General features: G+C 53.9%; 16 protein-coding genes. 12 read left to right on the top strand and 4 right to left on the bottom strand.

Features of this window, described 5'->3' with window-relative positions; translation table 11 throughout:
* Positions 1-45: 45 nt before the first annotated feature.
* The 7 genes from WC562_09630 to WC562_09600 all read left to right on the top strand — a co-directional run bounded on the left by WC562_09630 (position 46) and on the right by WC562_09600 (position 5,255).
* A complete protein-coding gene (locus WC562_09630) occupies positions 46-1,203 on the top strand; it encodes an acyl-CoA dehydrogenase family protein (GenBank protein MFA5056407.1) in 1,158 nt (385 codons plus the stop codon).
* On the top strand, positions 1,200-1,979 hold the full coding sequence (locus tag WC562_09625) for an electron transfer flavoprotein subunit beta/FixA family protein (protein ID MFA5056406.1): 780 nt from the start codon (positions 1,200-1,202) through the stop codon (positions 1,977-1,979). The genes WC562_09630 and WC562_09625 overlap by 4 nt, the downstream gene beginning before the upstream one ends.
* Positions 1,976-2,143, top strand: coding sequence for a hypothetical protein (locus tag WC562_09620; GenBank protein MFA5056405.1), 168 nt, complete (start codon positions 1,976-1,978; stop codon positions 2,141-2,143). Before WC562_09625 ends, WC562_09620 begins: the two co-directional genes overlap by 4 nt.
* 138 nt (positions 2,144-2,281) lie before the next feature.
* Positions 2,282-3,466: an electron transfer flavoprotein subunit alpha gene (locus tag WC562_09615; GenBank protein ID MFA5056404.1), complete on the top strand. Its 1,185-nt coding sequence runs from the start codon at positions 2,282-2,284 to the stop codon at positions 3,464-3,466.
* A 288-nt stretch (positions 3,467-3,754) separates the two neighbouring features.
* A complete protein-coding gene (locus tag WC562_09610; protein ID MFA5056403.1) occupies positions 3,755-4,045 on the top strand; it encodes a GIY-YIG nuclease family protein in 291 nt (96 codons plus the stop codon).
* Positions 4,046-4,149: 104 nt separating this feature from the next.
* Positions 4,150-4,611: a tRNA (N6-threonylcarbamoyladenosine(37)-N6)-methyltransferase TrmO gene (tsaA, locus tag WC562_09605; GenBank protein MFA5056402.1), complete on the top strand. Its 462-nt coding sequence runs from the start codon at positions 4,150-4,152 to the stop codon at positions 4,609-4,611.
* Positions 4,575-5,255, top strand: coding sequence for a hypothetical protein (locus WC562_09600; protein ID MFA5056401.1), 681 nt, complete (start codon positions 4,575-4,577; stop codon positions 5,253-5,255). Before tsaA ends, WC562_09600 begins: the two co-directional genes overlap by 37 nt.
* Before the next feature lie 182 nt (positions 5,256-5,437).
* Here WC562_09600 and WC562_09595 read toward each other — a convergent pair whose 3' ends face one another.
* Positions 5,438-6,523: a lysylphosphatidylglycerol synthase transmembrane domain-containing protein gene (locus WC562_09595; protein ID MFA5056400.1), complete on the bottom strand. Its 1,086-nt coding sequence runs from the start codon at positions 6,521-6,523 to the stop codon at positions 5,438-5,440.
* On the bottom strand, positions 6,520-7,254 hold the full coding sequence (rsmG, locus tag WC562_09590; GenBank protein ID MFA5056399.1) for a 16S rRNA (guanine(527)-N(7))-methyltransferase RsmG: 735 nt from the start codon (positions 7,252-7,254) through the stop codon (positions 6,520-6,522). Before rsmG ends, WC562_09595 begins: the two co-directional genes overlap by 4 nt.
* A gap of 435 nt (positions 7,255-7,689) precedes the next feature.
* Between rsmG and WC562_09585 the strand changes: the two genes are divergently transcribed.
* From WC562_09585 to WC562_09575, 3 genes are all read left to right on the top strand, one after another.
* The gene (locus tag WC562_09585; protein MFA5056398.1) at positions 7,690-9,108 is read left to right on the top strand and encodes a hydroxymethylglutaryl-CoA synthase; all 1,419 of its coding nucleotides are present in this window, start codon (positions 7,690-7,692) and stop codon (positions 9,106-9,108) included.
* 15 nt (positions 9,109-9,123) lie between these two features.
* On the top strand, positions 9,124-10,326 hold the full coding sequence (locus WC562_09580) for an acetyl-CoA acetyltransferase (GenBank protein ID MFA5056397.1): 1,203 nt from the start codon (positions 9,124-9,126) through the stop codon (positions 10,324-10,326).
* Positions 10,327-10,610: 284 nt separating this feature from the next.
* Positions 10,611-11,120, top strand: coding sequence for a YbhB/YbcL family Raf kinase inhibitor-like protein (locus tag WC562_09575; GenBank protein MFA5056396.1), 510 nt, complete (start codon positions 10,611-10,613; stop codon positions 11,118-11,120).
* Positions 11,121-11,269: 149 nt separating this feature from the next.
* On the opposite strand, the gene WC562_09570 is transcribed toward WC562_09575, so the two are convergent.
* Positions 11,270-11,407, bottom strand: a complete 138-nt coding sequence (locus WC562_09570) for a DUF5679 domain-containing protein (protein MFA5056395.1) — start codon at positions 11,405-11,407, stop codon at positions 11,270-11,272.
* 149 nt (positions 11,408-11,556) lie between these two features.
* Here WC562_09570 and WC562_09565 point away from each other — a divergent pair, with 149 nt between their 5' ends.
* Positions 11,557-12,132: a hypothetical protein gene (locus WC562_09565; GenBank protein MFA5056394.1), complete on the top strand. Its 576-nt coding sequence runs from the start codon at positions 11,557-11,559 to the stop codon at positions 12,130-12,132.
* Positions 12,129-13,091 (top strand): IS6 family transposase, encoded by a 963-nt coding sequence (locus WC562_09560; GenBank protein ID MFA5056393.1) that lies wholly within the window; start codon positions 12,129-12,131, stop codon positions 13,089-13,091. Before WC562_09565 ends, WC562_09560 begins: the two co-directional genes overlap by 4 nt.
* Positions 13,092-13,157: 66 nt before the next feature.
* Here WC562_09560 and WC562_09555 read toward each other — a convergent pair whose 3' ends face one another.
* Positions 13,158-13,502 (bottom strand): hypothetical protein, encoded by a 345-nt coding sequence (locus WC562_09555; protein ID MFA5056392.1) that lies wholly within the window; start codon positions 13,500-13,502, stop codon positions 13,158-13,160.
* Between the last annotated feature and the right edge of the window lie 4 nt (positions 13,503-13,506).

Genomic DNA, 13,506 nt, shown 5'->3' with positions numbered 1-13,506 from the left:
AAAACCCACTACAATATACGCTATCAGCCATAAAGGAGTGAGCCATTGGACTATTTCCTAACTGAACAGCAGCAGCTAATAAGGGAGCTGGCCCGCAGGGTGGCCGAGGAAAGGATATTGCCGGTACGGGCGGAACTGGACGAAAAAGAGGAGTTCCCCTGGGCGATAGTTAAAGATATAGCCGCCAGCGACCTGTTCAGGGTTTTCATCCCGGCGGAATACGAAGGGCTTGGCGAGCAGGCCGTGGGCCTGTGCATCGCAGTCGAGGAGCTGAGCCGCGCCTGCTGCGGCGTAGCGCTGACCTATGCCGCGGACGCGCTGGGATCGATACCGATATTCCTTTACGGTAACGAGGAGCAGAAACGCAAATACCTGCCGGAGGTCGCCGGCGGCAATAAGCTCACCGCCTTCGCGCTGACCGAGTCCAGCGCCGGCAGCGATGCCAGCAGGATAAAGACGACCGCCGTCCTCGACGGCAATGATTATGTCATCAACGGCACCAAGCAGTTCATCACCAACGGCGGCGAGGCCGAGATATATACGATAATCGCTTTAACCGACCCGACAAGGGGACCGCGCGGCGCGAGCGCGTTCCTCGTCGATAAGGACACCCCCGGATTCACCTTTGGCAAGAAGGAAAAGAAGATGGGCATACGCTGCTCCGCGACGAGGGAACTCGTTTTCCATAATTGCCGCGTGCCTAAGGAAAACCTTCTGGGCAAAGATGGGCAGGGTTTCATCGTTGCCATGAAGACTCTTGATTTGTCCCGCCCCGGCGTGGCAGCGCTGGCGGTAGGCCTGGCGCAGGGAGCGCTCGAGGCCGCCGTCAATTCCGCCAAAACGCGCGAGCAGTTCGATCACCCGGTATCCTCCATCCAGGCCGTGCAGCACATACTGGCCAATATGGCCATGGACGTAGAGGCCGGACGGGCGCTGATGTACGCTACCGCCAAGACCATCGACAGCGGCGTCAAGAACTACTCCGAGGAAGGCGCCATGGCCAAGGTTTTCTGCACCGACATGGCCATGCGCGTGACCACCGATGCCGTGCAGGTGTGCGGCGGCGCGGGCTACATGCGCGATTACCCCGTGGAGAAGATGATGCGCGACGCCAAGATCAACCAGATATATGAGGGCACGAACCAGGTGCTGCGCAACGTCATCGCCATGGAGCTTCTTAAGAGGAAAGCGCTGCGCAAATGAATATCGTCGTCTGCATCAAGCAGGTGCCCGGCACCACCGATATAAAGATCGACCCCAACACCAACACCCTCGTCCGCGAGGGCGTGCAGAGCATCATCAACCCCTTCGACTGTTACGCCATCGAGGAGGGCGTGCGACTGCGCGAGAAGCACGGCGGCAAGGTGACGGTTATCACGATGGGCCCGCCCCAGGCGGACGCCGCGCTCAGGGAAGCGATATCGCTGGGCGCAGACGAAGCGGTGCTGGTGAGCGACCGTGCCTTCGCCGGTTCCGATACGTGGGCCACATCGTATGTGATTTCCAAAGCGATTCAAAAAACAGGCGCGTTCGACCTGATAATCTGCGGCAAGCAGACGCTGGACGGCGACACCGGCCAGGTGGGCCCCGGCATCGCGGAGAGTCTGAAGATACCGTTCATCGCATACGTCAGTAAGATAGAGGAGATCGACGGCGGGCACATGCGCGTCAAGCGCATGATAGAAGAAGGACACGAAACGATCGAGGCGAGCCTACCCGCGGTTATCACCGTATCGAAAGAGATAAACGTGCCCCGCCTGCCGTCGATACGCGGCACGATGAAATCCAAGAGCGCCAAGATTCCTGTGTGGAGCGCAGCGGACATCGGAGCCGAGGCCGATAAAGCGGGTCTTAACGGCTCGCCGACGCGCGTGGTCAAGATATTCTTCCCCAAGCGCGAGCGCAAGAGCGAGATGCTCGCCGGCAGCTGCGAAGAGCAGGCGGACCAGCTTATCAAGAAGCTGGAGGGGATAATATGAGCCTGGCGATCTGCAAACACCACCTGATCGATCTGGGCTACAACCCCAACAGTCCCCGGATACCATCCCAGATGAAAACTAAGTGCGAGATCGAAGGCTGTGACAACAGCGCCCAGTTTATAGTGGAAGAAGATGAAACAGAGGACGAGGGTGAGGTCAAGTAATGTCATCATCCGACTCGGTCCACGCAACTAAAGAAAGAGGTACAGGAGAAATTCTCCTGACAGGGGAATTGGGGGTGTCCCCCAACTCCTAAAGTCCCCCAAGAGTGGGGGATATAGGGGGTTGATAAAAGGAATCTCATGTCCATAATCATCAATCAAGACAAATGCACACAGTGCGGGGCCTGCGAGACGGCCTGCCCCTTCGGCCTCATCAGCCTCGTAGATGACAAGGTGGTCATAGCCGACGGCTGCAACCTCTGCGGCGCATGCATCGACGCCTGCCCCTGCGACGCACTGGCCATGGAGAGCGTGAAGCAGGAAAAGGCGGAGGGCCACAGCGGCGTCTGGGTCTTCGCCGAGCAGCGCGGCGGAAAGCTGAAGGGCGTCTCCTACGAGCTGGTATCGGAGGGGCGCAAGCTGGCCGACAAGCTGGGTGCCGAGCTGGCCGCCGTGTGCATCGGGCACAACGTCGGCGATATCGACAGCCTCATTTCATACGGAGCCGACAAGGTTTATGCCATCGACGATGCGGCGCTGGCCGACCATCAGGAGGATTACTACACCGCGGCGCTCGTCGACCTGATAAACAAACACAAGCCTGAGATTCTGCTCGCCGGTGCGACCGCATTGGGACGCTCGTTCATCCCCCGCGTGGCTTCGATCTTATACACAGGTCTTACAGCCGACTGCACCGGCCTAGACATCGACCCTGAGACCAAACTCCTGCTTCAGACGCGCCCAACATTCGGCGGAAATGTGATGGCGACGATTATATGTCAGGCGAAACGCCCGCAGATGTCCACGGTGCGTCCCCATGTCTTCAAGATGTCCGCCCCCGACGGTTTGCGCAAGGGCCAGATAGTAAAGATCGATTTCAAGAAGGAATCCGTTACGGCTCGAACAAAGCTGCTCGATTTCGTCGAAGACCTCAGCGAGAAGATAAAGATCGACGACGCAGAAATCATCGTGTCCGGCGGCCGCGGCCTGGGCGACCCCAAGAATTTCGCCCTGATCGAGGAGCTGGCCGGTATGCTCGGCGCGGCGGTGGGCTCGTCGCGCCCGCCCGTGGACGAGGGCTGGATACCATACTCGCACCAGGTGGGCCAGACCGGCAAGACGGTTTGCCCCAAGGTTTACATCGCCTGCGGCATCTCCGGCGCGGTGCAACACCTTGCCGGCATGCAGACATCGGATGTCATCATCGCCATCAACCAGGACCCCAACGCCCCCATATTCGAGGTGGCCACCTACGGCCTCGTCGGCGACCTGTTCGAGATAGTGCCCGTGCTTACCAAGAAGCTGAAGCAGGCGCGGGGACAGTAAACGCCTTGCGAGCTTGAAGCATACAAGAGTTTTTGAAAGTGAGATGGTATTATGTCAGTAATCTGCCCTTCATGTGGTAAGTGGTATGCAGACGATAGAGTCCCCGGTCAGTGCATTAAATGCGGGAAGGCGATTAAAACTCCGCCTGCAAAATAGAGCGTGACAAGAGAATTCAAACGTGGACTCCGGTTTTCACCGGAGTGACGATAGGCGGGGGAACGATGGAGTAGTGTTATTCCTCCGTCATTCCGGCGCAGGCCGGAATCCACAGCTATTTACCGAATACAAATGAGCAAACGACCAGCGGTATACATTCTCGCTAGCCGCAAGCACGGCACATTATACGTCGGCGTCACATCAGACCTCATAAAGCGTATCTGGGAACACAAGAATAATGCCGCCGAGGGCTTCACAAAGCGTTATGAAGTTCATATGCTGGTCTGGTATGAGCAACATGAAACAATGGAGTCAGCAATTACCCGAGAGAAAGCCATTAAGGAATGGAAGCGGAATTGGAAGGTGAAAATGATAGAACTCTCCAATCCTGAATGGAACGACCTGTATGATAGATTGCTGTAACTGGAGAGGCGTTTCGTCATTCCGGCGCAGGCCGGAATCCATAACATTTTACTCGACGCTCTTAGATTCCTTCATTATCAAAACGTGATAAAATTATAGTCGCTATGAACGAAATCACACTAACCCCGATCGGCGTGGTGCGCAACGAGATCAAGAAGACCGGCTTCCACGAGCACCAGAACATCGTCTCCGAGATAGAGATCGACGCGAAGTGGACCGAGCTGCTGGACGGCATCGAGGAGTTCTCTCACATCATCGTGCTTTTCTGGATGCACAAGGTATCGCCGAACACCCCGCCGCCCGTCAAGGTCCACCCCCGCGGCCGCGCCGACCTGCCGCTGGTAGGCACCTTCGCCACCCGCTCCCCACACCGCCCCAACTCCATAGGCATCACCATCGTCAAACTGCTGGAGCGACGCGGCAACGTGCTCAGGGTGCAGGGGCTGGACGCAATCGACGGCACGCCCGTGATAGACATCAAGTCGTACATGATCCCGAAGATCGCCCGAAATGAGTTAAGGATGCCGGAATGGGTAGCAAAGCTGAGAAAACCTCCCAAGCCCTGAACGACATCTATAACCGACTGTTCGACCGCTACGGCCCGCAGCACTGGTGGCCCGGCGAGACACCATTCGAGGTCGTCATAGGCGCGATACTCACGCAGTCGACGGCCTGGAGCAATGTAGAGAAAGCAATCGCCAACCTCAAGACGGCGCGTGTCCTCGGCCCTGAATCGCTCCACTCAATACCGACTGGCGATCTAGCAATATTGATACGGCCGTCGGGCTACTACAACGCCAAGTCGACCAAGGTAAAAGCCTTCGTCGAGCGACTGCACGACAAATTCGATGGCAGCCTCGACCAATTGTTCGCACTCGACACCGCATCGTTGCGGCATGAGTTGCTGTCGATACACGGCATCGGGCCGGAGACCGCTGACTCGATACTGCTCTACGCCGCGTATCGCCCGGTATTCGTCATCGACGCATATACGAAGCGAATCATGGGTCGACTGGGGATTGCGTCAGCAAACGACAGCTATGAAACATACCGTCAGCTGTTCATGGATAACCTGAAACACGACGAGGGGTTCTTCAACGAGTACCACGCGCTGCTGGTGCGCCACGGCAAGGAGGTCTGCCGCAAGAAGCCGAAATGCAACGGCTGCTGCCTGGCGGCCCTGTCGAAAAATAAGTGTCTTTCCGCATAAGCGATTTCTTAATAGTAACAGGGAAGTCCAGAGGGATCGCCCTCTGGCGGTCCTTCCGCAATACGGAAGGATAGGGGTGTCCCCTAATTTAATAAATGTCCCCCAACGTATGGGGGACTAACAGGGGGTTCGGATATTGTTTCCCCCTTTCAAGGGGGACAGCAGGGGGTTGACCACACATTCTATTTTATATCTGCACGCGCTGAACGCCGTTTTCGCACAGCCTCCATCACATGCCAGTAAGCGAACACCAGCAGCCCCACGGCGATTACACTAAGGAAACTTATACTGCGATCTACCAGGGTGATGGACCACGCCTCCGCCCTGGCAAGGCCGGTTATCATCAGCAGCCCGGCCACCCCCGGCTCCACAAGCCCCAGACCGCCCGGCGTCAGGGGTATCGCCGTTATCAGGGCGTTGGCCAGTGACGCAAAGATGAACAGCGCTATGCCGACCTGCACGATATCGAACCCCAGTGCCTGAGCCACCAGGATCAGCCGTCCGGCCTCCAGCAGCCAGATGGCCACCGTGAGAAAGGTGAGCATGCGGAGCTGCCCGAAGCTGCTAAGGGCGCCCTGCTCGAACATGGTGTAGAAGATACTTATTTTCTTGGGCATAAGGTTAACAAGTTTGTGTCCGAACTTACCCATCCCGCCCAGAACCAGGATCATCCCCAGCAGCAGGACGATTCCGATGATAAGAACGGTCCCGAACACCTTCCAGTCATGACCGCCCGTAAGAAGCAGCCAGATGATAGAGACGACCGTTAATAAAACTATCACAAGAACATCGAGAAAGCGCTCTGAAAGCAGCGTGCCCACCGTCTTTGAGAAGCTGACCCCGGTGCGTTCTTTAAAGAGGTAAGCGCGATAGAAATCGCCCAGCCTCGCGTACAGCACGCAGTTGGCGAACCAGTTCATAAGCACCATCTGCGTCAGCGACGGTAGCGACGGCATGTCCACGCCCTGGTCTTTGCGCATCCCGGCATGATACAGAAGGTAACGCCACCTCAAAGCCCGGAGCGGGAAACTTAAATAATAGCAAATGAAGCCGAGTGCGAAATACCCCGGATTGCATCCTTTTATTTTATCCCACATCGCGGCAAAGTCGACATTAAGCTGAGTGAAAATGACCACTATCAGGCCGATTGCCAATACGAGAGATATCAGTGTGCGGAAATTAAAAAACCGCTTGCGCAGGAAGTTCTTCTCCTGAACCACGGCCGCTTTCTGCACGGAGGGATCTTTTATCCCGTTGTCCTCTGTCAACTGAACTCCTCCGCTTTCCTCAGCAGCGGGCGTTTCTGAGGTATGCCGCTGCGCCGCGGATATTTATCAGGGGTCGATTTCACTTTATCTACAACGACAAGCGCCCTGTCGGTGAGTTCCGGGAGGTCTATGCCGACGACCCGCCTCAGCCGTCCGCCCATCATCCGCAACGCCGCATCCGCCGCATCGACTTCGCCATGATCTTCCCGCTTCTTCATGGCGATTAACACGCCGCCGACGGCGCAGAAGGGCAGCGTCAACTCGGCAAGCACGGCCATCTTCGACACGCCGCGTGCCAGCACCGCATCGAAGCGTTCGCGGTAACATTCATCGTGCGCCAGTTCCTCGGCGCGCCCGGTCACGATTTCTACGCCGTCGAGCTTAAGGACATCGACGAGGTAATTGAGAAACAGCGCCTTCTTCTGCACCGAATCGATAAGTGTCAAAGCGATCTCGGGATGTACAATCTTCAAGGCCATTCCCGGCAGCCCTGCGCCCGTACCAACATCGACGACCGTCGAGGGAATATCAGAAAATGCTGCGGAAACGGTTAGGGAATCGAGGAAGTGTTTGACCTGCACCTCGTCGTAATCGACTATAGCGGTGAGGTTCATCCTTCGGTTCCAATCGACAAGCTCATCATAATAGACCTGAAAGCGCTCTATCTGCCGCGGCGTAAGTGTTAATCCAAGGCGCTGCGCCCCTTCAACCAGCTTCTGCATTTTCAACATTATAGTACCAATCATCCCTATATGCACAGCCCCGCTTTCACATTCAATCGTAGATAAAGGGTACGGCTCGCCGTGCCTCTACGTTTATCCCGATGTAGGGGCGAACCCCTGTGTTCGCCCTTATCACCACCGAGATTGCCGCGTCGTCCTTCCTATAGCTTTATCAAGGAAGGACTTCTCGCAATGACAGCCTCTAGAAAGAGGTGCCCCGATTTATCGGGGCCGGGGGAACCGGGGGTGTCCCCCGGATTCTAATTATGTCCCCCAACGTATGGGGGACTACAGGGGGTTCGGATATTGTTTCCCCCTTTCAAGGGGGATTGTAGGGGGTAAACCACCCATTTCTCCATTCTGAAATTTGACCTGAACACCGCCAACGATTAAAATAATCACGGTCGACTTTCACATTTTGATTCAACAAGAGAGGAGCGAACAGTGATCGGGATAAAATCTTTTGGCGCTTATGTACCTGTTTACAGATTAAGCGAAGCCGAACTGGCCCGAGCCTGGGGAGGAAGAGGAGGCAAGGGAGAGAGGGCCGTGGCCAACTACGATGAGGACAGCATCACCATGGCGGTGGAGGCCGCCGTCGATTGTCTTGCCGGCTATGACCGCAAGATTGTCGACAGCCTGTTATTTGCATCCACCACGCCGCCGTATATCGAGAAGATGTCCGCCAGTATCGTGGCCGGGGCGGTGGATCTGGGCAATCAAGTCAATACCATGGATATAACCAGCTCGACCAGGGCGGGAACCGCGGCGCTCAAGGTCGCCTGCGAAGCGGTTAAGTCCGGCTCGGCGAAGAACGTTCTGGTAACCGCCGCCGACTGCCGCCTGGCGCCCCCGGCCTCCGAGTCCGAGCCGGTATTCGGCGACGGAGCCGCAGCCTTCATCATAAGTGATGAGGACGTTGCGGTGGAGTTTGTGGACAGCTACTCCATATCCAGCGATTTCATCGACGTATGGAAGAGAACCGAGGATGCCTACCTTCGCACGTGGGAAGACCGGTTCATCATAGAACACGGCTACACAGAGAAGATGATGTACGCCATAAAGGGGCTGCTCAAGAAAACCGGCATGAAGACCGGCGATTTCGCCAAGGTGGTGTTTTACGGGCCGGATGCGAGGAGCCACAGCAGATTCGCCAAGGCGCTCAAGCTTGAGGAGAGCCAGGTGCAGAACCCGCTGTACGGCGCCCTGGGCAACACCGGAGCCGCTCTCGCGCCCATGATGCTGATAGCGGCGCTCGAGGAGGCCAAGGCCGGCGATAAGATACTGCTGGCCAATTACGGCGACGGCGCGGACGCCATAGTCCTTCAGGTAACCGATAAGATAGCAAATATCAAGAACCGCAGGGGCGTCAAGAAACACCTCGAATCCAAGATGCCGATAGCGAGCTACGAGAAATACGTGCGCTTCCGCAACCTGATGCAGGGAGAGGCCGACCGCAGGCCGCAGTACATGAGCTCCCTGCCCATGATGTGGCGCGACCGCAACCAGGTGATACCGCTGCACGGCGGCAAATGCCGCAAGTGCGGCCAGCTGCAGTTCCCCATCCAGCGGATATGCGCATACTGCCAGTCCAAAGACGACTATGAAGAGGTAAGGATTTCCGATAAGAAGGGAATTGTATTTACGTTCAGCATGGACGAGCGTGCCGTAGAGGTCGATCCGCCCCGTGTATGGACCATCTGCGATCTGGATGGCGGAGGACGGTTCTACTGCCAGATGACCGACCGCGACACGTCGAAAGTCAACATCGACATGAAGGTGGAATTTACCTTCAGAAAAATCCACGATGGAGCCGGAGTGCACAACTACTTCTGGAAGAGCCGGCCGGTCAGGGTATCATAGGAGGAGATGACTTAAATGGCTGAGAGTATTAAAGATAAAGTAGCTATAATCGGAATGGGCTGCACCCAGTTCGGCGAACTGTGGAACAAGGACAGCTACGATCTGGTGATCGACTCCTCCTATGACGCGTTCAAGGACGCCAACGTCGAGCCGAAGGATATCGATGCGGCATGGGTCGGCACCATAATGGGATCGACGGCCACGCAGCTATCCGCCCCGCTGAAGCTGGATTACAAACCGGTCAGCAGGATGGAGAACGTGTGCGCCACCGGCATGGAGGCGCTCAGGGCGGCGGCCTTCGCGCTGATGGCAAAGGCATACGACGTGGTGCTGGCCGTAGGATATGAAAAACTGAAAGACACCGGATACGGCGGTCTGCCCATGGCGGTCCAGGCTTCGGGCAGCGAGAAGTGGCACCCCGTTATCGGCTCCGGCGACACGGCCCCGGCCAGGTACGCCATGGCCGCGACGCGCTACTTCCACAGGTTCGGACTGAGCCCGGAGGAGGGCAAGCGCACGCTGGCCAAGATATCGGTCAAGAGCCACTACAACGGCTCGCTGAACCCGCGCGCCCACCTGCGCATGAAGGTCACCGAGGAGCAGGTCATGAAGGCCCCGATGATCGCCTGGCCTTTGGGCCTGTTCGACGCCTGCGGCGTGACGGACGGCGGCTCGGCGGCGGTATTGTGCCGCGCCGAGGATGCCAAGAAGTTCAAGCCCGACGGCAATTACGTAACAATCAAGGCCTTCGGCCTCTCCACGGGCCCTGGCATGGGCAAGGTCAGGACCGACTACGACTACACACACTGGGAGGAGACGGTCAGGGCTTCCCAGCAGGCGTACAAGGACGCCGGCATCAAAGACCCGAAGAAAGAGATTGGCATGTGCGAGGTGCACGACTGCTTCTCCATCGCCGAGCTGATAACATACGAGGACCTGGGCATGTGCGAAAAGGGCAAGGCTAAACACGACATAGAGGCGGGCGAGCTGGCGCTGACCGGCGCGCACCCGTTCAACGTCGGCGGCGGCCTGAAGTCGTTCGGCCATCCCGTCGGCGCCAGCGGCATCCGCGAAGTGTTCGAGGGCTACCAGGAGATACTGGGCCTGGCCCAGCTTCCCGAGCGCCAGCTCAAGGATGTTAAGTTCGCATTAGGCCACAACCAGGGCGGCAACCCCGGCAGGTTCATCGCCAGCATCTGCATCATAGGCCAGCCGTAAACTCGATCGACGATATGCGAAGGGGGAGCCTCAACGGCTCCCCCTTTTTTTCTTTCATCGCATATAAAGGATTACGGCAAACATAGCCGCGCCTAGGTATAAATCATGTCGATATAGCAGTCGTCAGACGAGTACGCGGCCGATGTCCTTCTCCCTTTTTTAGAAAATATTTTGCAGGCTTTTCAGGGATTTTACCTTAATTTTTTACCTAAAGCCTAAACCCTTGATTTATTTATAAAAAAATGCTAAAAGAAGCTATCCCAAAAAAAATCGGAGGTGGATACATGGATATCAGGTCGAATGTATTCGAGAACGGCGGGAAATTGCCGGCAAAATGTGGGGCGATGGAGGGGAATCAATTTCCGGGCTTAGTCTGGAGGCAGGCTCCGGAGAAGACTAAAACCTTTGCTCTTACCGTGATTGACAAGAACTACGCGGCGAACAAAACCATCTCCGAGTGGGGTAACATAACCCTGCCCCCGAAGGAAAAACTTAAAGGGGGCGAGTACGCCCACTTCGTATTAATAAACATTCCGGGCACGGAAAGGTCCCTGAACAAAGAGACCGATTTCGGCACGATCCTGACCGGAACCGCGGCTGAATTCGGGCAGAAAGGCGACGTCTACGCCGGCCCGAACCCGCCGCCCGGCACAGGCGTGCATGATTATGAGTATAAAGTGTATGCGCTTGATACCGAACTGAAGCTCAAGCCGGGCGACACCCTGGCAGAGTTCCAAAAGGCGATATCAGGCCACGTGCTGGCGGAAGCGGCTATAACCGGCCGTTTCGGTTAAAACATCGGGTAACGCACGTTTAATTTCAGGAAGTCTTCAAGCCGCCGTCACACGGAGGCAATTAGTGCATTTTTAACCTTAATCACCTTCCGTATAAACAAATAAGGCCACGTCAAGTGGCCTTATTCATAGATAAAACATTCCCTGCCCTATTTGCCGATACGGAATACCTTGGTCTTACACTTGGGGCATGTCCCCTGGGTAGCTGGCCGACCGTTCTTCATCTTAATCGACCTGGGGTTGCTGATCTCTACCTTCTTTCGGCACTTCATACAATAAGCTTGCATTCATTCCTCCTACTATGAAGATGTCATGAGCCTACCACTTATGCGTCAATCTGTCAACAGGTACCATCAGAAGGTACTGTTTGCTTGGTTTGGATGATGAGGCACTTTAAGTTTATAATGCTTCTATCTCTAGCTACGGAGGTAGAAGCATGCGGGAAAAAGCAATCGGCGGTGTATTAAGTTTTGGAGTTAGTCTAATATTAATTTTTATTGATAAGATGGTGAGTAATATGCCTGATGCAGTGATATACGTATTGTTAGTGATCGCCCTAATACTTGTCTCGTGGGCAATTTATCAATATTTCAAAGATAGAAAAACAAATCAGGGTAATAACAAGGTCGTGACTGCCGAAAATTCTATACCAGCACTAAGAATTTTCGGCCAAGTTGAATCTATAGACTATGGTGATTACTATAGTGTGATGTTCGGTAACGTAAAAACTGAAGGCAACGCTAAAGTATTAGTGAAAGCTGGCTTTGGTACTACATCTGAATCATTACCTATTACTCAATTTAAGTTAGAAATAGCTGGGAAAGAAATTCCAACAGAGTTCCCGCCTAAAGAAGTTTCTAAAGGGAGTTCATGGGAAGGATTTTTTGAAGTTCCAAAAGAGCTACAGATTAAAGATATCGCCGCTCGTTTATTTGCTCGTGTTGGAGAGACTAGATATGATTCCGATGAATTTCCATTACCTTTTAAATCCATAGGAGAACCGAAGCCATGACACATAAACTAGAACACACTGAGCATGTTATCCGTCCTGAACACTCCATTCCTTATCAAGAGCCAATAACTACATGTAATGATAAGGGTATATGTCGGATTTCTCTCACTACAACTACTTTTGTGAGGTGTAAGTATTGCGGATCAAGGAATGTAGTTAAAAACGGCAGGAAGGGGCAAACACAGCTTTACCTATGCCGTGATTGCGGTCATACGTTCGTAGACAATGACGCTCTACCTGGAATGCGCTTCCCTTCAACTCAAATAGCATCGGCTATCAGCATGTTTTATGACGGGCTTTCTATAGATGCTATCCGTCGGCAACTTCAGAGTATGTACAACATCTACCCGTCGGATTCTACGGTTTATGAATGGATACTTAAATTCACCAAAGCGGCGGTAGAAGAAGCCGTAATATCGGATATTACCGTTGGCGACACATGGATAGCCGATGAAACTGTTCTCAAGATGGACGAAGGCAAAGACGTATGGTTTTGGGACATCATAGACGACAAAACCAGATTTCTACTAGCTTCTTACCTCTCATTAAATCGCACCACTGCCAGCGCAAAGATACTAATGGAGAGGGCAGCAGAGCGGGTGGGTAAATCTCCAAAGATAGTTATCACGGATAAGTTAGCAGCTTATTTGGATGGTATCGAGAAATCGTTCGGCTCTGAGACACAACACATACAGACGAAGGGTTTCAAAATCCAACCTAATACCAACCTTATTGAGCGTTTTCACGGCACTCTGAAAGCCCGCACGAAGGTCATGAGGGGTATGAGGAACAAAGAGACGGCAAAGCTTATTATGGACGGTTGGCTCGTGCATTATAACTTCTTTAGGCCGCATGAATCGTTAAATAACAAAACACCTGCGGAAGCGGCTAAATCGACGTTTCAATACAAGTCATGGAAGGATATAGTTCTCGGCTATCATGCTTTGATTGAGGTTTAAATGATGGATATTGCTATTTCTGCCACATGTTTCTTTATATTGGGGTTCGTTATGGGGTTAGATGCTTTATTTATCGTGAATAAAAAATCGAGTAACAAAGCCCATAATATACCCAAATACAGTTGTCAGAAAAAAGATGAGGTAAGCTGGTTCGATATAGTTCATAAAGGTAAGCGCAGATAGTACGCCGATGATGATGATCATAATAGTTCCTACACCGATAATAATTTCTCGCCGCATCTGTTTCGATGCTTTATGGAACGGTGCGACAACAGCTTCTACAACCTTAGTTAATTTATCGGGGTCTATTTCATTAATTGCAGAAACTATTGTCTGTAAGTTATTTTCCTTCTTACTTTGGTGTGATTTTAAAATAAGTTCTGTATCTTCTTTGGGCTTTATTTCATCCATTCTA

The sequence above is a fragment of the Dehalococcoidia bacterium genome (assembly GCA_041649635.1).
Classification (GTDB): domain Bacteria; phylum Chloroflexota; class Dehalococcoidia; order E44-bin15; family E44-bin15; genus JAYEHL01.
This window is presented reverse-complemented; position numbering and strand designations above follow the sequence as displayed.

What these genes read in the sequence shown, in the direction of transcription:
- WC562_09610 (MFA5056403.1), top strand. Translation starts at nt 3,755, where the DNA reads ATGAGCAAACGACCAGCGGTATACATTCTCGCTAGCCGCAAGCACGGC.
- WC562_09565 (MFA5056394.1), top strand. Translation starts at nt 11,557, where the DNA reads ATGCGGGAAAAAGCAATCGGCGGTGTATTAAGTTTTGGAGTTAGTCTA.
- WC562_09620 (MFA5056405.1), top strand. Translation starts at nt 1,976, where the DNA reads ATGAGCCTGGCGATCTGCAAACACCACCTGATCGATCTGGGCTACAAC.
- WC562_09615 (MFA5056404.1), top strand. Translation starts at nt 2,282, where the DNA reads ATGTCCATAATCATCAATCAAGACAAATGCACACAGTGCGGGGCCTGC.
- WC562_09580 (MFA5056397.1), top strand. Translation starts at nt 9,124, where the DNA reads ATGGCTGAGAGTATTAAAGATAAAGTAGCTATAATCGGAATGGGCTGC.
- WC562_09575 (MFA5056396.1), top strand. Translation starts at nt 10,611, where the DNA reads ATGGATATCAGGTCGAATGTATTCGAGAACGGCGGGAAATTGCCGGCA.
- WC562_09560 (MFA5056393.1), top strand. Translation starts at nt 12,129, where the DNA reads ATGACACATAAACTAGAACACACTGAGCATGTTATCCGTCCTGAACAC.
- WC562_09555 (MFA5056392.1), bottom strand. Translation starts at nt 13,502, where the DNA reads ATGGATGAAATAAAGCCCAAAGAAGATACAGAACTTATTTTAAAATCA.
- WC562_09600 (MFA5056401.1), top strand. Translation starts at nt 4,575, where the DNA reads ATGGGTAGCAAAGCTGAGAAAACCTCCCAAGCCCTGAACGACATCTAT.
- WC562_09570 (MFA5056395.1), bottom strand. Translation starts at nt 11,407, where the DNA reads ATGCAAGCTTATTGTATGAAGTGCCGAAAGAAGGTAGAGATCAGCAAC.
- rsmG (MFA5056399.1), bottom strand. Translation starts at nt 7,254, where the DNA reads ATGTTGAAAATGCAGAAGCTGGTTGAAGGGGCGCAGCGCCTTGGATTA.
- tsaA (MFA5056402.1), top strand. Translation starts at nt 4,150, where the DNA reads ATGAACGAAATCACACTAACCCCGATCGGCGTGGTGCGCAACGAGATC.
- WC562_09625 (MFA5056406.1), top strand. Translation starts at nt 1,200, where the DNA reads ATGAATATCGTCGTCTGCATCAAGCAGGTGCCCGGCACCACCGATATA.